General features: G+C 70.7%; 18 protein-coding genes. 5 read left to right on the forward strand and 13 right to left on the reverse strand.

The window, feature by feature from the left end; all coding sequences use genetic code 11:
* The first annotated feature begins 24 nt into the window (after window positions 1-24).
* The 3 genes from ACRAKI_RS30015 to ACRAKI_RS30025 all read left to right on the forward strand — a co-directional run bounded on the left by ACRAKI_RS30015 (window position 25) and on the right by ACRAKI_RS30025 (window position 1,933).
* A complete protein-coding gene (locus tag ACRAKI_RS30015; RefSeq protein WP_447003848.1) occupies window positions 25-756 on the forward strand; it encodes a CAP domain-containing protein in 732 nt (243 codons plus the stop codon).
* A 25-nt stretch (window positions 757-781) separates the two neighbouring features.
* Window positions 782-1,300: a hypothetical protein gene (locus ACRAKI_RS30020; protein WP_447003849.1), complete on the forward strand. Its 519-nt coding sequence runs from the start codon at window positions 782-784 to the stop codon at window positions 1,298-1,300.
* 135 nt (window positions 1,301-1,435) lie between these two features.
* Entirely contained in the window at window positions 1,436-1,933 is a 498-nt protein-coding gene (locus tag ACRAKI_RS30025; protein ID WP_447003850.1) for a hypothetical protein, read from the forward strand.
* Between the two features lie 11 nt (window positions 1,934-1,944).
* Here ACRAKI_RS30025 and ACRAKI_RS30030 read toward each other — a convergent pair whose 3' ends face one another.
* A complete protein-coding gene (locus tag ACRAKI_RS30030) occupies window positions 1,945-2,460 on the reverse strand; it encodes a GNAT family N-acetyltransferase (RefSeq protein WP_447008560.1) in 516 nt (171 codons plus the stop codon).
* 86 nt (window positions 2,461-2,546) lie between these two features.
* Between ACRAKI_RS30030 and ACRAKI_RS30035 the strand changes: the two genes are divergently transcribed.
* The gene (locus tag ACRAKI_RS30035) at window positions 2,547-3,650 is read left to right on the forward strand and encodes an NAD(P)/FAD-dependent oxidoreductase (protein WP_447003851.1); all 1,104 of its coding nucleotides are present in this window, start codon (window positions 2,547-2,549) and stop codon (window positions 3,648-3,650) included.
* 7 nt (window positions 3,651-3,657) lie between these two features.
* Here ACRAKI_RS30035 and ACRAKI_RS30040 read toward each other — a convergent pair whose 3' ends face one another.
* Window positions 3,658-4,335, reverse strand: coding sequence for a response regulator (locus tag ACRAKI_RS30040; protein ID WP_447003852.1), 678 nt, complete (start codon window positions 4,333-4,335; stop codon window positions 3,658-3,660).
* A 253-nt stretch (window positions 4,336-4,588) separates the two neighbouring features.
* Here ACRAKI_RS30040 and ACRAKI_RS30045 point away from each other — a divergent pair, with 253 nt between their 5' ends.
* Window positions 4,589-5,026 carry a MarR family winged helix-turn-helix transcriptional regulator gene (locus ACRAKI_RS30045; protein WP_447003853.1) on the forward strand — a complete coding sequence of 146 codons (438 nt, stop codon included), beginning with the start codon at window positions 4,589-4,591 and terminating at the stop codon, window positions 5,024-5,026.
* Window positions 5,027-5,043: 17 nt separating this feature from the next.
* Here the strand turns inward: ACRAKI_RS30045 and mutM are convergent, their stop codons facing one another.
* The 11 genes from mutM to ACRAKI_RS30100 form a co-directional block, all read right to left on the reverse strand.
* Entirely contained in the window at window positions 5,044-5,931 is an 888-nt protein-coding gene (gene mutM, locus ACRAKI_RS30050; RefSeq protein ID WP_447003854.1) for a bifunctional DNA-formamidopyrimidine glycosylase/DNA-(apurinic or apyrimidinic site) lyase, read from the reverse strand.
* A gap of 10 nt (window positions 5,932-5,941) precedes the next feature.
* Window positions 5,942-6,172 carry a hypothetical protein gene (locus tag ACRAKI_RS30055; RefSeq protein WP_447003855.1) on the reverse strand — a complete coding sequence of 77 codons (231 nt, stop codon included), beginning with the start codon at window positions 6,170-6,172 and terminating at the stop codon, window positions 5,942-5,944.
* A 7-nt stretch (window positions 6,173-6,179) separates the two neighbouring features.
* Complete coding sequence (gene rnc, locus ACRAKI_RS30060; RefSeq protein ID WP_447003856.1) at window positions 6,180-7,007, reverse strand: ribonuclease III; 828 nt, start codon at window positions 7,005-7,007, stop codon at window positions 6,180-6,182.
* Window positions 7,008-7,037: 30 nt separating this feature from the next.
* A complete protein-coding gene (rpmF, locus tag ACRAKI_RS30065; RefSeq protein WP_053720453.1) occupies window positions 7,038-7,220 on the reverse strand; it encodes a 50S ribosomal protein L32 in 183 nt (60 codons plus the stop codon).
* Between the two features lie 2 nt (window positions 7,221-7,222).
* Entirely contained in the window at window positions 7,223-7,810 is a 588-nt protein-coding gene (locus ACRAKI_RS30070) for a YceD family protein (protein WP_447003857.1), read from the reverse strand.
* A 115-nt stretch (window positions 7,811-7,925) separates the two neighbouring features.
* Window positions 7,926-8,642, reverse strand: a complete 717-nt coding sequence (locus ACRAKI_RS30075) for a DivIVA domain-containing protein (protein ID WP_447003858.1) — start codon at window positions 8,640-8,642, stop codon at window positions 7,926-7,928.
* A gap of 87 nt (window positions 8,643-8,729) precedes the next feature.
* Window positions 8,730-9,149 (reverse strand): ribonuclease domain-containing protein, encoded by a 420-nt coding sequence (locus tag ACRAKI_RS30080; protein ID WP_447003859.1) that lies wholly within the window; start codon window positions 9,147-9,149, stop codon window positions 8,730-8,732.
* 65 nt (window positions 9,150-9,214) lie between these two features.
* On the reverse strand, window positions 9,215-9,697 hold the full coding sequence (coaD, locus tag ACRAKI_RS30085) for a pantetheine-phosphate adenylyltransferase (RefSeq protein WP_447003860.1): 483 nt from the start codon (window positions 9,695-9,697) through the stop codon (window positions 9,215-9,217).
* A gap of 54 nt (window positions 9,698-9,751) precedes the next feature.
* Window positions 9,752-10,318 (reverse strand): 16S rRNA (guanine(966)-N(2))-methyltransferase RsmD, encoded by a 567-nt coding sequence (gene rsmD / locus ACRAKI_RS30090; RefSeq protein WP_447003861.1) that lies wholly within the window; start codon window positions 10,316-10,318, stop codon window positions 9,752-9,754.
* Window positions 10,319-10,349: 31 nt separating this feature from the next.
* A complete protein-coding gene (locus tag ACRAKI_RS30095) occupies window positions 10,350-11,429 on the reverse strand; it encodes an MBL fold metallo-hydrolase (protein WP_447003862.1) in 1,080 nt (359 codons plus the stop codon).
* 280 nt (window positions 11,430-11,709) lie between these two features.
* Window positions 11,710-15,087: a pyruvate carboxylase gene (locus tag ACRAKI_RS30100; RefSeq protein ID WP_447003863.1), complete on the reverse strand. Its 3,378-nt coding sequence runs from the start codon at window positions 15,085-15,087 to the stop codon at window positions 11,710-11,712.

The following is a 15,087-nucleotide window of genomic DNA, read 5'->3' on the forward strand; positions in this document are numbered from 1 at the left end:
CCATTAGTGGTACGGTGCGCGACCGTGACAGCACGGCGCGGTAACCGATCGGTGATCGGCGGACTCGTCGGCCTCCTGCTCGGCGCGGCCGGTGCGACCGGCGTCGCCTTCGCCAACCCGGACCAGCTCGCCCCGTTCGTCGGGGAGAGCGCAGCACGAAGCCGGGAGTCGGACAACACCGCCGTCGGCGGTGTGGGGGGTGCCGGCCGGCCCGTTCCGAGCCCTGCGCCGGAGGTCCGGCCGACCACGCAGGCGCCGCCGCCTCCCGCGCCGACCACCACCACGACCACCACCGAGTCCACCAGCACGACCACGGCGGCCGAGACGACGACCACCACGCCACCGGAGCCGACCACCACGACGACCACCACGACCCCGCCCGCCGACGTGCCGCAGGTCCAGCAGGTCATTGCCCTGGTGAACGAGGCACGCGACCTGGCCGGGTGCAAGCCGGTGAAGGTGGACGACCGGGTCACGGAGGCCGCGCAGGGCCACAGCGCCGACATGGCCGCGCGCGACTACTTCTCGCACACCACCCCCGAGGGCGTGGACTTCGCCGAGCGGATGCGCGCGGCGGGCTACCCGAGCCCCGGCGGGGAGAACATCGCCAAGGGACAGCGCTCCGCCGAGCAGGTCATGAACTCCTGGATGAACTCGGACGGGCACCGGCGCAACATCCTGAACTGCGGGTTCAGCACAATCGGCGTGGGTCTGGACACCCGCGGCTGGTACTGGACCCAGAACTTCGGCTGGTAGAGACGCCACGACGTTGGGAGAACCGTTGTACGAGACCCCGGAGCCCGAGCGCACCCGACCGCGCGTGTCACCACACGTGCTGCTGGCCGCGTCCGGTGTCGCCGTGTCGACGATCTTCGCCACCGTCGCCTCCTTCGCGGGCGCGACCACGGACGCGTCACCGGGCAACCAGGTGCCGCGGGAGGACGTCGTCTCGCGCAGCAGCCTCACCACGAGCCCGCCCTCGTCGTCGCCGTCGTCGCTCCTCCCGACCACGACGACCGAGACCACGACCACGACCGTGGCCGAGACGACCACCACGACCCCGTCGCGCCGCACCCGCGTGACCACCGTGACCAGGCCGGACGGCACCACCACGACCACCACCGTGGACGACCCCCAGCCGAACCCGGTCCCGACGACCACCACGAAGGCGACGCAGACGACGACCGCGCCGCCCGCGACCACCACGACCGCGGTCCCGCCGGTGACCACCACCCCGCCACCGGTCACGACGACCACGACGGTGCCGCCGGTGGACCCGCCGGCGGGCGAGACGCAGTAACGAGGCCGTCCGGAGCAGGTGACGATCCTCCACACCATCGGGTGGAGGACCGTCCGAACGGTTGAGAAGTCCGGCCCAACGGGCCGATAACCCGAACACGTGACCATCCATCCGGGTTTCCCACAGGGAGATGGTGTGTTCGAGAACGACCCTCAGCCTGCGCCGAAGACGAAGCTCCCGTCGCTGGTGCTGCTCGCCGCGGCCGGTGCCGCCGTCGCCACGGTGATCGCCACCCTCGCGTCGGTGCTCGCCACGGGCGGGCCGGCCGCCGGTACACCGGAGAACCAGGCAGAGGTGAAGACGGACGCGTCGGTGAGCCCCGGGCCGAACGGCCGGACCGCGACGGTGGTCGTCACGGTGTCCACCCGGGTGTCCGCCAAGCAGCGCCCGCAACCCGGCTCGCTGCCCGAGGAGCAGGCACAGCAGGCGAAGCCGGAACCTGGCGGGCAGCCGGTGGGGCAGCCCGACGAGCCGACGTCGGAGTCGACCATGACGACGACGGCCGGACCGAAGCCCACGACCCAGCCGCCCACGACCCAGCCACCGAGCAACCCACCGACCTCCTTCGAGCCGCCGGTGCCCACGTCGTCCTCGGCCACCACCACGACGACGACCACGGCGGACGCGCCCTAGTCACGGGACGACTACCAGACGTCCCCGTCCCGCCAGTCGCAGGTGAGGTCGCCGGTCAGGTCGACCGGCGTCACCGGCAGGACGAAGATTCCGTCGTCCTCCTCCTCGGTGCGCTCGACCCCGGCGGGCGTCATCACGAAGGTCCTGCCCCGCCACCGCTGCCACCCCCGCGCCGCGTAGAACTCCAGGCCGTCCTCCGACGCGCCGAGCGCGCCGAGCGAGTACGCGCCGCGCACGACGTCCTCCAGGGCCGCCATCACCAGCCCGCCGACCCCCTGGCGCCGCCGGTCCGCCCGCACCGCGACGCCTTCCACGTAACCTGCCCGCAGCGCCCGACCCGCGTGCAGCAACCGGCGCTGCACCACCGCGCCGTGGCCGACCAGCTCGTCGCCTTCCCAGACGAGGGCGTGCACACCGCCGAGGCTGTGCTCCCAGTCCTCATCGCCGAAATCGCCGTCGAACGCCTCGTCGAGGAGCTTCCGGACTGCGGTCGTCGCCGCCCCGGTCAGCTGCCACGTGTGGATCATCGATACTTGTGACACGGTTCACACCCTAATGTCGTCACCACCACGGTCTCCGCCCCGCTCCCCCTGTGGACGAAAGGACGGGAACGATGACAGAGCACGTCGTGGTGGTCGGAGCGGGGTACGCGGGCTTGGCCGCGGCCAAGCTGGCGGCGAAGTGGACCGGTTCTCGCGTCACCCTGGTCAACGCACGGGACCGGTTCGTGGAACGGGTCAGGCTCCACCAGCTCGCGACCGGGCAGTCGTTGCGCGACCTCCCGCTCGCCGACCTCGTGAAAGGCGCCGGGGTCGACCTGGTGGTGGACCGGGTGACCGGTATCGACCCCGACACCCGCAAGCTCCAGCTCACCGGCGGAACGCTGGCCTACGACCGGCTGGTCTACGCCGTGGGCAGCTACGCCGACCTGGACGGTGTTCCCGGCGCCGCCGAGCACGCGCACGCGGTGTCCACTCTGGAGGACACCCAAAAGCTGGCCGCAGCCCTGGAGAAGGCGCGCACGGTCGCCGTCACGGGCGGTGGGCTGACCGGGATCGAGACCGCCGCCGAGCTGGCCGAGGCGCGCCCGGACCTGGACGTCCTGCTGGTCACCCACGGCAGCTTCGGCCAGGCCCTCTCGGAGAAGGGCAGGCGGTACCTGCGCACGGTGTTCGACCGGCTGGGCGTCCGGGTGCGCGACCACGCGAAGGTCACCGAGGTCCGCGCCGACGGCCTGGTGCTCGACACCGGTGAACGGATCGCCGCAGACACGGTCGTGTGGACGGCCGGCTTCCGCGTACCCGACCTGGCCGCCCGAGCCGGGTTCGCGGTCGACGACCACGGCCGGGTGGTCGTGGACCGGACCCTGACCTCGGTCTCGCACCCGGACGTCGTGGCCCTCGGCGACGCCGCCGCGATGAAGCGGCCGGACGGCCAGGAACTCCGGATGGCCTGCGCGACCGGTCTGCCCACGACGCAGCAGGCCGTGCGCGGCCTGGCGAAGCGGCTCAAGGGCGAGGAGCCCGCTCCGATCGGCTTCCGGTACATCCAGCAGTGCATCAGCCTGGGCCGCCGGGACGGGCTGATCCAGTTCGTGCACGCCGACGACAGCCCGAAGGAGCGCGTGGTCACCGGGAGGGCGGCGGCGTTCTACAAGGAACTCGTGTGCCGCGGCACGATCGTGTTCGAGCGCCACCCCACCATCCCGGCGGGCTGAACCCCCGTCACGACTCGAAGCGGTAGCCCATCCCCGGCTCGGTCACCAGGTGCCGGGGATGCGCGGGTTCCGGCTCCAGCTTGCGCCGCAACTGGGCCAGGTACACCCGCAGGTAGTGGGTCTCCTTCTCGTACGCCGGACCCCACACCTCCTGGAGCAGCCGCTTCTGCGCCACCAGCCGGCCGCGGTTGCGGGCCAGGATCTCCAGCAGGCCCCACTCGGTGGGCGTCAGGTGCACCTCGGCGCCGTCCCGCCGCACCTTCTTCGCCGCCAGGTCCACCGTGAACGACGCCGTCTCCACGACCGCGTGCTCGCCCTCCACGACCGCCGAGCGGCGCACCGCGGCACGCAGCCGGGCCAGCAGCTCGTCCATCCCGAAAGGCTTGGTCACGTAGTCGTCGGCGCCCGCGTCCAGCGCCTGCACCTTGTCCGCCGAGTCGACCCGCGCGGACAGCACGATGATCGGCACCGTGGTCCAGCCGCGCAGGCCCGTGATCACGGCGGTGCCGTCCACGTCCGGCAGCCCCAGGTCCAGCACCACCACGTCCGGCTTGCCCTCGGCCGCCGCCTTGAGCGCGGTCGTGCCGTCGTGGGCGGTCAGGACCGAGTAGCCGCGGGCCGACAGGTTGATCCGCAACGCCCGCACGATCTGCGGCTCGTCGTCGACCACCAGCACCTTCGTCACGCTGAGACACTACGCCCGGAACCGGCGGCGACGCCCTGCCCGACTACGTTCGGCGAACTTCCTGACGCGCCCTTGATGCGGGGCCCGAGACTTTTATGCCGATCTGCCGGACTCGTGTCCGCATTCGTGCGGGAAGCGTGAGTACATCCGGGTGCGAATGAATCCGTTCACTGGACAGCTGTACTGCGATAGTGCGAATGTCCTGTCCGAATTCGGACACTTGCTCACTCACAGTGAGCCACCAGGAGGTCTGATGACCACCAGCCTGACTAATCAGGACGCGTTACAACTCGTGGTCGCCGTGCACCGGTTGATCCGGAGCCTGCGCCAGTCCTCGTCCGTTCGGCGGCTGCAGCCCACGCAGCTGCTGGTGCTCGCGGAACTCGCGTCGCAGGGGCCGATGCGGATCGGCGAGATCGCGGTGCGGGCGCTGTGCTCCCAACCCACGGCGACCACGGTCGTGACAGGCCTGGAATCCGGCGGGCTGGTGCGCCGCGAATCCGATCCCGCCGACGGGCGGGCCACCATCGTCGAGCTGACCGGCCTCGGCCGGGACACCATCCTGTCCCTGGCGCACGGCGAAGCGGAGTTGTTGTCGGACAGGCTTTCCCGGATGTCGGCGGAGGAGCGGGAAGCGCTCAGATGCGCGACCCCGTTGTTACGCAGACTGGCCGACCCGACAACGCGGTGACCCGTTCCCGCGGCTGATCAGCCGCGCACGACCACCCGTGCTCCACCATTGCGGCGGGGACGCGGCTGGCAGCGCGGGCACGAGTACGACGAGCGGTTCATGAACGGCTCGCGCCTGATCGGCGTCCCGCACCGCCGGCACGGCTCGTCCTCCTGGCCGTACACGGCCAGTGACCGGTCGAAGTAGCCCGACTGGCCATTCACGTTGACGTAGAGCGCGTCGAACGACGTGCCGCCCTCACCCAGCGCCTCGTGCATCACCTGCGTGGCGTGCGCCAGCACCTCGGCGGCCTTCGACCTGGTCAGCAGGTCCGCCGGGCGCAGGCCGTGCAGCCTGGCCCGCCACAGCGCCTCGTCCGCGTAGATGTTCCCGATGCCGGACACCAGCGTCTGGTCGAGCAGGGCACGCTTCACCTCGGTGCGCCGCCGCCGCAAGGCCGCCACGGCCGCGTCCGGGTCGAACGCCGGGTCCATCGGATCGCGCGCGATGTGCGCCACCGGCTGCGGCAGCCAGACGCCGTCGACCTCCACGAGGTCGGCCAACGCCAGGCCGCCGAACGTGCGCTGGTCCACGAACCGCAGCTCGGGGCCGCCGTCGTCGAACCGGATCCGCACCCGCAGGTGCTTCTCGTCCGGGGCGTCGGCGGGCTGGACCAGCATCTGGCCGCTCATGCCCAGGTGCGCGAGCATGGCGTCGCCACCCGACAGGTCGACCCACAGGTACTTGCCGCGCCGGCGTGCGGCGTCCAGTCGTTGACCGGTCAAGCGCATGGCGAAATCCGCCGCACCGGGTAGGTGGCGGCGGATCGCGCGTGCGTGCAGGACGTCGACCGAAGCGACCGTCCTCCCGGCGACGTGCTCGTGCAGACCTCGGCGGACTACTTCTACCTCGGGCAACTCGGGCACGGGCGGGAGATCAGTCCTCGGTCTCGTGCTCGGCGGCCTCGGCCTCGGCACGCTCCAGCTCTTCGAGCATCTCGTAAGCGGCGGCCTGGGGCTTGGTCGGCTTGAGCATCCAGCCGCCCGCCTGGGCGGTGTCGCGCACGAGGACCAGACCCTGGATGCCGCCGTTGCGGCTGGCGTTCAGCGGGCGGATCGAACGCGCGTGGTGCGCGCGCCGGTTCGTCCGGACGTTCGTGGCATACATTTCGGCGTCAGTCTTCCTGAGTAGGTGAAGCCTGAGGTAAAGCCTGGGGTGAAGTCTGGTTGCCCGCCGAGCCTGGTGCGTGGCCGTTCCCGGATGCGCCGGCCTCTTGCTCGCCGCGGACCCGTTCGTGCAACACGCGGTAGGCGGCCTCGGCCGCCTTCTGCTCGGCTTCCTTCTTCGTCTTCCCATCGCCGCTGCCGTAGGCCTGACCACCGACGTGCACCGTTGCGGTGAACTCCTTGCGGTGGTCGGGGCCCTGGTCGTCCACCCGGTACTCGGGCACGCCCAGGCCAGCGGAGGCGGTCAGCTCTTGCAGACTGGTCTTCCAGTCCAGCCCGGCGCCGCGCAGTGGCGCTTCCGCCAACAGCGGGTCGAACAGGTGGTGGACCAGTTGACGCGCGGTCTCTATGCCGAATTGCAGGTACACCGCGCCGATGACGGCTTCGAGGCCGTCCGCGAGGATGCTCGCCTTGTCCCTGCCGCCGGTCAGCTCCTCGCCGCGACCGAGCAGGAGATGCCCGCCCAACCCGTCCTCGCCCAAGCCCCGGGCCACACCTGCCAGGGCGTGCATGTTGACCACGCTCGCGCGGAGCTTGGCCAACTGCCCCTCGGGCAGGTCCGGGTGGGTCTGGTACAGGTGGTCGGTGACGACGAGGCCGAGCACCGCGTCGCCGAGGAATTCCAGTCGCTCGTTCGGCGGCAGACCGCCGTTCTCGTACGCGTACGACCGGTGTGTGAGCGCGAGCGTCAGCAGCTCGGCGTCCAACGGGACGCCGAGCGCTTCGATCAACGGGGCGCGGTCGGCGGACCGACCGCGCGACGACCTACCCCCCACGATTCGCCGCTACCTTCGCCAGAGGGGTGATCAGGCCGGCTGGACGACCTGGCGGCCGTCGTACTGGCCACAGGCCGGGCAGGCGATGTGCTGCGGCTTCGGCTGGCGGCAGGCCCGGTTCTGGCAAGCCACCAGGTGCACAGCACTGGTCTTCCACTGAGCGCGGCGCGAGCGCGTGTTCGAGCGCGACATCTTCCGCTTCGGGACGGCCACGACTAGTTCTCCTCTGGATTGTCACGATTCCCGCCGAACCGCTCTTGGAGGGCGGCCCATCGGGGGTCAATCGTCTCATGCCCGTGGTCAGGGCCGAGATCAGCCAGCTTGCCGCCGCAGTCGACGCACAGCCCGAGGCAGTCCGGCGAGCAGAGCGGCACCTGTGGCAGCGCGAGCACGAGGGCGTCGCGCACCACGGGTTCGAGGTCGAGCAGGTCGTCGTGCAGACGGCTGACCTCGTCCTCTTCGGTGGTCTCGTCGGTGGCGCTGTCCGGGTACGCGTACAACTCGGTCAGCTCCACCTGGACCTGAGCGGACAGCGGTTCCAGGCAGCGCGAGCACTCCCCTTCGACCTCCGTCGTGGCCGTGCCCGTCACGAGCACGCCTTCGACCACCGACTCCAGCAGGAGGTCGAGTTCGACGTTGCCCCCCGCCGGCACCGCGATCACGCCCGCGAGGCCGAGGCCTTCGGCGGGCACCGTCCTGCGCAAACCTCGGCTGGAGCCCGCACGACGCCCGAGGTCCCTGGTGTCGATGACCCAGGGCCCGGTCGCTGTGGGACGCGCGGAGGCGTGACGATGCTCAGACATGATGTTTGGTGTGCGATCGGGGACTTACCACGACCAGCCGGTCAAGGGTACGGGACAACCGGCGTCGGCGTGAAATCGGCAGGTCGGACGTAGTTCGGTCGGGTGTCACTTGGTCCTAATCGCGGTAGTCGAACGGTGCGGCCGCGCTCGCGACGGCCGGGCCTCGCAGGTGCGAACGGCCCTTCCCGACGCTGCGCAGGGTGTGGGCGAGCAGGTCCTCGAAGTCGGCCAGCTTGCCGTCCACGTACGCGTCGCACTCGCCGCGCAGCCGGATGGCCTCCGTCTGGGCGGCCTCCAGCACGCGGGCGGACTCGGCGTGCGCGGCCTGCACGACCTCGGTCTGGTCGACCAGGCGCATCTGCTCCGCCCGGCCTTCCTCGATGGCGCGCTCGTAGTTGGCCCGGCCGGCCTGGACCATGCGGTCCGCCTCGGTGTGCGCGCGGCCCACCAGGTCCTCGTACTCCTGCCGGCCCGCGGAGACCGTGCGCTGCGCCTGGTCCTCGGCCTCGGCCACCATCCGCTCGGCGCGCGCACGCGCCTCGGACAGCATCCGCTCGGCCTCGTGCTGCGCCTCGGAGACCATCCGCTCGGCGTCGGAACGGGCCTTGCTCAGGGTTTGGTCCGCGTCGTGCTGGGCCTTGCCGACCAGCTCGTCGCGGTGGTCCAGCACGTCCTGGGCGTCGTCCAGCTCCGCCGGGATGGCGTCGCGCACGTCGTCCAGGAGTTCGAGCACGTCACCGCGCGGCACGACGCACCCGGAGGTCATCGGCACGCCACGCGCTTCCTCGACGATCGTGACCAGCTCGTCGAGGGCCTCGAACACCCGGTACACGTCTCACTCCTCGCGCCCACAGCAGTACCGGTCCCAGTGTGCCCTGCCGATCTCGTCGCCGCCGGGAGATCGGCAGGGCGTGTCCGACTACCGGGTGATGTCCACCAGGACGAAACTCGCGTAGTGGTCCGGCGTGTAGAAGTACAGCTTCGGGGTCGCGTTGCCGGTGACGATCCGCCGCGCGCCGCGCGTGGAGCTGCTCGGGGTCTTGACCGTGTACTCCTTGTAGTAGCCGGTGTAGCAGGCCGGGAGGATGCCCTCGCGGTTGTAGAAGGTCTGGTTGTCCTGCGGATACGGGTACGGCCCGCCGCGCTGGACGAGGCGGACGGTGTCGGTGGCCTGGGTGGGCAGGCTCGACAGGGCGACTCGGCGGAAGCCTGACGTGTCGCCGCAGGACGCCTGCGCCACCCCGGTCGCGAACGCCGCACCGGACGTCGCGGAAGCGCCCGCGAGGACCAGCAGCAGGGAGAGCAGCACCCTGACGGTGCGCGATGTGATCTCGCTCATGATCGTGAACGGTAACCACACCGGGTGACAGCAGGGCGGGATCGAAGTTAACCGAGCGTGACCGGTCAGCGACTCTCGGCGAGCCGCGCGGTGAGCCGGTCCTTGATGGTGGGCGGCAGCAGGCTGGTGACGTCGCCGCCGTACGTGGCCACGTCCTTGACCAGGGAGCTGGCCAGGAAGCTGTAGATGGGGTTGGTCGGCATGAACAGCGTCTCGACGCCGGTGAGCTGGTGGTTCATCTGCGCCATCTGCAGCTCGTAGTCGTAGTCGCTGACCGCGCGCAGGCCCTTCACGATGGCCTTGATGTCGTTTTCGAGGCAGTAGTCGACCAGCAGTCCGTGCCAGGCGTCGACGCGGACGTTGGGCCACTGGGCCGTGACCTCGCGCAGCATTTCGGTGCGCTCCTCGACCGAGAACAAAGTCTTCTTGTTCTTGTTGATGAGCACAGCGACGACGACTTCGTCGAAGAGCTTCGCGGCTCTGCCGATGATGTCCAGGTGTCCGTTGGTGGCCGGGTCGTAGGAGCCGGGGCACACGGCACGCGTCATGGTTTCGGACGGTAGCACCCGATCGGACGCATCCACTCAGGTGCGTGGTCCGCATCACCCGGAGGCGTCACCGTGTTCCGCCCAATGCAGCGCCGTGTCGCCATATCGCTTGCTGCGCAAGGATTCCACCGGACTTGGCCACTTCGGTTCGGGACTCCGCGCACCGCGTTCCACGATGATCAGCGAGCCCGGTTTCGTCCAACCGTTGGTGACCAGCGCTTCGAGGACCCGGTCGAGCTGCTCGTCGGTCACCGCGTAGGGCGGATCGGCGAACACCACGTCGCACGGCGCCTCCGCCACCACCGCCACCACGGCCTCCGCCGTGCGGTTGACGACCGTCGCGCCGGGCAACGCGACCGCCCGGACGTTGGCCTTCAAGACTTCGGAAGCCCGCTTGTCCGATTCCACGAACGTGGCCCGAGCCGCGCCGCGGGAGAGTGCTTCGAACCCCAGCGCCCCCGAGCCCGCGTACAGGTCCAGGACGGTCACGCCGTCCAGGTCGACCAGCGCTTCGAGCGAGCTGAACAACGCCTCCCGAACGCGGTCGGAAGTGGGACGGGTGCCCCGCGGCGGCACCTGCAGTCTCCGGCCACCCGCGGCGCCCGCGACGATCCTGGTCACCCGGTCATCGTCTCACCCACGACACCCCGCACTACCCGAGCGCCTGCCACCACCCGTCGACCGCCGGGGGCTGGTCGACGTCGATCCGCTCACCCGGCCGAGGGACGGCGAGCGGGACCTCGTTCGCCTTGGCCTCCCGCCACACCCGGTCCACCGGCTCGGACCAGTCGTGGAAGGCCAGGTTGAAGGTCGCCCAGTGCACCGGGATCAGCAGACCGCCTCGAACGTCCCGGTGCGCGGCCACGCCCTCCTCGGGCGTCATGTGGATGTCCGGCCACCCGGGCCCGTAAGCGCCGATCTGGATCAGGGAGGCGTCGAACGGCCCGTGCTCCTCACCGATCCGCTTGTAGCCGTCGAAGTATCCCGTGTCACCGCTGTAGTACACGCGGTGCCGAGGCCCCTTGACGACCCACGACGCCCACAGGGTGTCGTCCCGCCTGAAGCCGCGTCCCGAGAAGTGCTGCGCCGCCGTCGCGACCAGCGTGACCCCCGCCACCTCGTGCGACTCGTCCCAGTCCAACTCCACGATCCGGTGCTCCGGCACCTTCCACCGCCGCAAGTGCGCCCCGATGCCCAGCGGAACCACGAAGACCGCGTCCTGGTCCCGGGTCAACGCCCGCACGGTCGGCAGGTCCAGGTGGTCGTAGTGGTCATGCGAGATGAGGACCGCGTCCACCTGCCCCACCTCGTCCAGCTGGTGCGGCACGGGGTGCAACCGACGCGGACCGACCACTGGGGACGGTGAGCACCGATCGCTCCACACCGGATCGACGAGGATCCGCGCACCGTCGATCTCGATCAGCGCGGAGGCGTGCCCGTACCAGGTGATGTGCAGCCCGTCCGGTGTCCCCGCGACCGGCGGCACCAACGGCACCGCCCCCACCGGATGCCGCTGCTGACCCCCGAACAACAACTCCCGCAACGTCCCGGCCGCGCCATCCGGCATCGTCCGCACCTCGGCGGCGTTGTGGAACTTCCCGTCCCGGTACCGGGGCGACCGCAGAACCCGATCGCCGCCCGGCTTCCCACCCATCGCCGAGGGCACGTCCCGCGCCGCCCAGGCGACGGCCCCGGCCGTCAGGGCAAGCAGTGCAGCGGTCACCTTGTTCATGAAGCGTCCAACGACCGGCAGAACACCCCTGTTCCCACCCACCCGGAGGCAGCCGCCACACCGCACCGCACCACACCGGCAGTGGCCGGCGAGGCTCGATGTGACATGGGTTCGGGTGCCACGGGCTGATCGAAGCCGGGCAGGCTCGGCGGACGCACTTCCCGCCATGCCTGCCCGGCTCGGGCCTGCTTGGGGTGCCCGTAAAGGGCCCCTGTCACATCGAGCCGGAGCTGATCACCTCAGGCCGATCGACCCGGCCCGGACCACCTCTGGCCGAACCTCACTCCAGCACCACCAGCAGGTCCCCACCCTCGACCTGCGCCACACCCCGCACAGCCAGTCGCTTGACCCGCCCGGCCCGAGGCGCGGTGATGGCGGCCTCCATCTTCATGGCCTCGATGGTCGCGATCGTCTGACCGACCTCCACCACGTCGTCCTCGGCCACGCTGGGCGTGACCACCCCGGCGAACGGCGCCGCGACGTGACCCGGGTTGGTCCGGTCCGCCTTCTCCGCCACCGGCACCTCGGCCGCGATCGACCGGTCCCGCACCTGGATGGGCCGCAGCTGACCGTTCAACGTGGCCATCACCGTCCGGATGCCACGCTCGTCCGCCTCGCCGATCGCCTCCAGCCCGATCAGCAGCCGAACGCCGGGCTCCAGGTCGACCTGGTACTCCTCCCCGGGCTTCAACCCGTAGAAGAAGTCCTTGCTGCCGAGCACGCTCGTGTCCCCGTACGCATCCCGATGCGCCAGGAACTCCTTCGTCGGCGCCGGGAACAACAGCCGGTTCAACGTGCCCCGCCTGTCCTCCTCCAACCCCTTCACGTCCTCATCGGTCAACTCCGCGACGCCCTTGGGCGCGGCACGCCCCTGCAACGCCTTGCTCCGGAACGGCTCCGGCCACCCACCGGGCGGGTCGCCCAGCTCGCCGTGCAGGAACCCGATCACCGAAGCCGGGATGTCGAACCGCCCGGGGTCGGCCTCGAACTCGACCGGCGAGACCCCCGCACCCACCAGGTGCAGCGCCAGGTCCCCGACCACCTTGGACGAGGGCGTCACCTTCACCAGCCGCCCGAGCATCCGGTCGGCCGCCGCGTACATCGCCTCGATCTCCTCGAACTTCTGCCCGAGGCCCAGCGCGACCGCCTGGGTGCGCAGGTTCGACAGCTGCCCACCGGGGATCTCGTGCGAGTACACCCGCCCGGTCGGACCGGGGATCCCGGACTCGAACGGCGCGTACACCTTCCGCACCGACTCCCAGTACGGCTCCAGGTCGCACACCGCCCGCAGGTCCAGCCCGGTGGCCCGCTCGGTGTAGTCGGTGGCCGCCACGATCGCCGACAACGGCGGCTGCGACGTGGTGCCCGCCATCGACGCCACCGCGCCGTCCACCGCGTCCACACCGGCCTGGATCGCCGCCAGGTACGTCGCGAGCTGCCCACCCGCCGTGTCGTGCGTGTGCAGGTGCACGGGCAGGTCGAACTCCTTGCGCAACGCGGTCACCAACCGCGCCGCCGCCGGAGGCCGGAGCAGGCCGGCCATGTCCTTCACCGCGAGCACGTGCGCGCCGGCGCCCACGATCTGCTCGGCCAGCTTCAGGTAGTAGTCGAGCGTGTAGAGCCGCTCATCCGGGTTGGACAGGTCCGACGTGTAGCAGAGGCAGACCTCCGCCACCGCCGTCCCGGTCTCCCGGACGGCCTCGATCGCCGGACGCATCTGCTCGACGTCGTTCAGCGCGTCGAAGATCCGGAAGATGTCGATCCCGGTCTTCGTCGCCTCTTCGACGAACGCGCTGGTCACGGCCTCGGGGTAGGGCGTGTACCCGACCGTGTTCCGGCCGCGCAGCAACATCTGGAGCGTGATGTTGGGAACCGCCTCGCGCAACGCCGCAAGCCGCTCCCACGGGTCCTCGGCGAGGAAGCGCAGGGCCACGTCGTACGTAGCACCGCCCCAAGCCTCCAACGACAGCAACTGGGGCGCCATACGAGCCACGTGCGGGGCGATGGCGAGCAGGTCCTTGGTGCGCACCCGCGTAGCGAGCAACGACTGGTGCGCGTCGCGGAACGTCGTGTCCGTGACGGCCAGCGCCTTGCTCTCCCGCAGCCACCGGGCAAAGCCCTCCGGCCCCAGCTCGACCAGCTTCTGCCTGGACCCGGCCGGCGCCTCGGCGTTCACGTCCACCGCCGGCAGCTTCACCTTCGGGTCCACGACGGACGGACGCGGCCCGTTGGGCTTGTTCACCGTCACGTCGGCCAGGTAGGTGAGCATGCGCGTGCCGCGGTCGGCGGAGTGCCGGGCGGTCAGCAGGTGCGGTCGCTTCTCGATGAACGACGTGGTGACGCGGCCCTCGTAGAAGTCCGGGTCGTCCAGCACCGCCTGGAGGAACGGGATGTTCGTGGACACGCCCCGGATGCGGAACTCGGCCACCGCACGCCGCGCGCGGGCCACCGCGGCGGAGAACGTCCGGCCCCGGCACGTGAGCTTGACCAGCATCGAGTCGAAGTGGGCGCCGATGGCCGTGCCCGCGCCGGTGGTGCCGCCGTCCAGCCGGATGCCGGAGCCGCCGGGCGAGCGGTAGGCGCTGATCATGCCGGTGTCGGGGCGGAACCCGTTCGCCGGGTCCTCGGTGGTGATGCGGCACTGGAGGGCCGCGCCGCGCAGCTGCACGGTGTCCTGGCTCAAGCCGAGGTCCTCCAGGGACTCGCCGCCGGCGATGCGCATCTGCGACTGCACGAGGTCCACGTCCGTCACCTCTTCGGTGACCGTGTGCTCGACCTGGATGCGCGGGTTCATCTCGATGAAGACGTAGTTGCCGCGCGGGTCGAGCAGGAACTCGACCGTGCCCGCGTTGCGGTAGCCGATGTGCCGGGCGAACCTGACCGCGTCGGCGCACATCCGCTCGCGCAGCTCGGGGGCGAGGTTCGGCGCGGGCGCGATCTCGATGACCTTCTGGTGCCGGCGCTGCACCGAGCAGTCCCGCTCGAACAGGTGCATCACGTTGCCCTCGCCGTCGGCGAGGATCTGCACCTCGATGTGCCTCGGCTCGATCACGGCCTGTTCGAGGAACACCGTCGGGTCGCCGAACGCGGACTCCGCCTCGCGGGACGCGGCTTCCAGCGCCTCGCGCAGCCCGCTCCGCTCCTCGACGCGCCGCATACCGCGACCACCGCCGCCCGCGACGGCCTTCACGAAGACGGGGAACGTGATGTCCTCGGCCGCCTGGAGCAGGGCTTCGATGTCGCTGGACGGCGCGCTGGACTTGAGCACCGGGAGGCCGGCCTCACGGGCCGCGGCGATGGCGCGGGCCTTGTTGCCGGTCAGCTCCAGCACGTCCGAGGGAGGGCCGACGAACGTGATGCCCGCTTCGGCGCAGGCCTTGGCCAGCTCGGGGTTCTCCGACAGGAACCCGTAGCCGGGGTAGACCGCGTCGACGCCCGCCTTCCGGGCCGCCTTGATGATCTCCGTCACGGACAGGTAGGCCCGGACGGGGTGGCCGGGGTCACCGATCTCGTACGACTCGTCGGCCTTCAGCCGGTGCAGGGAGTTGCGGTCCTCGTGGGGGAAGACGGCAACCGTGCCGGCGCCCAGTTCGTAGGCGGCGCGAAAGGCCCGGATCGCGATCTCGCCGCGGTTGGCGACAAGAACCTTGCGGAACAT

It is taken from the genome of Saccharothrix isguenensis (assembly GCF_052936305.1).

Coding starts and splice junctions, on each gene's coding strand:
- ACRAKI_RS30030 (WP_447008560.1), bottom strand. CDS start 2,460: ATGATCCACACGTGGCAGCTGACCGGGGCGGCGACGACCGCAGTCCGG.
- ACRAKI_RS30035 (WP_447003851.1), top strand. CDS start 2,547: ATGACAGAGCACGTCGTGGTGGTCGGAGCGGGGTACGCGGGCTTGGCC.
- ACRAKI_RS30045 (WP_447003853.1), top strand. CDS start 4,589: ATGACCACCAGCCTGACTAATCAGGACGCGTTACAACTCGTGGTCGCC.
- ACRAKI_RS30055 (WP_447003855.1), bottom strand. CDS start 6,172: ATGTATGCCACGAACGTCCGGACGAACCGGCGCGCGCACCACGCGCGT.
- ACRAKI_RS30070 (WP_447003857.1), bottom strand. CDS start 7,810: ATGTCTGAGCATCGTCACGCCTCCGCGCGTCCCACAGCGACCGGGCCC.
- ACRAKI_RS30080 (WP_447003859.1), bottom strand. CDS start 9,149: ATGAGCGAGATCACATCGCGCACCGTCAGGGTGCTGCTCTCCCTGCTG.
- coaD (WP_447003860.1), bottom strand. CDS start 9,697: ATGACGCGTGCCGTGTGCCCCGGCTCCTACGACCCGGCCACCAACGGA.
- ACRAKI_RS30095 (WP_447003862.1), bottom strand. CDS start 11,429: ATGAACAAGGTGACCGCTGCACTGCTTGCCCTGACGGCCGGGGCCGTC.
- ACRAKI_RS30100 (WP_447003863.1), bottom strand. CDS start 15,087: ATGTTCCGCAAGGTTCTTGTCGCCAACCGCGGCGAGATCGCGATCCGG.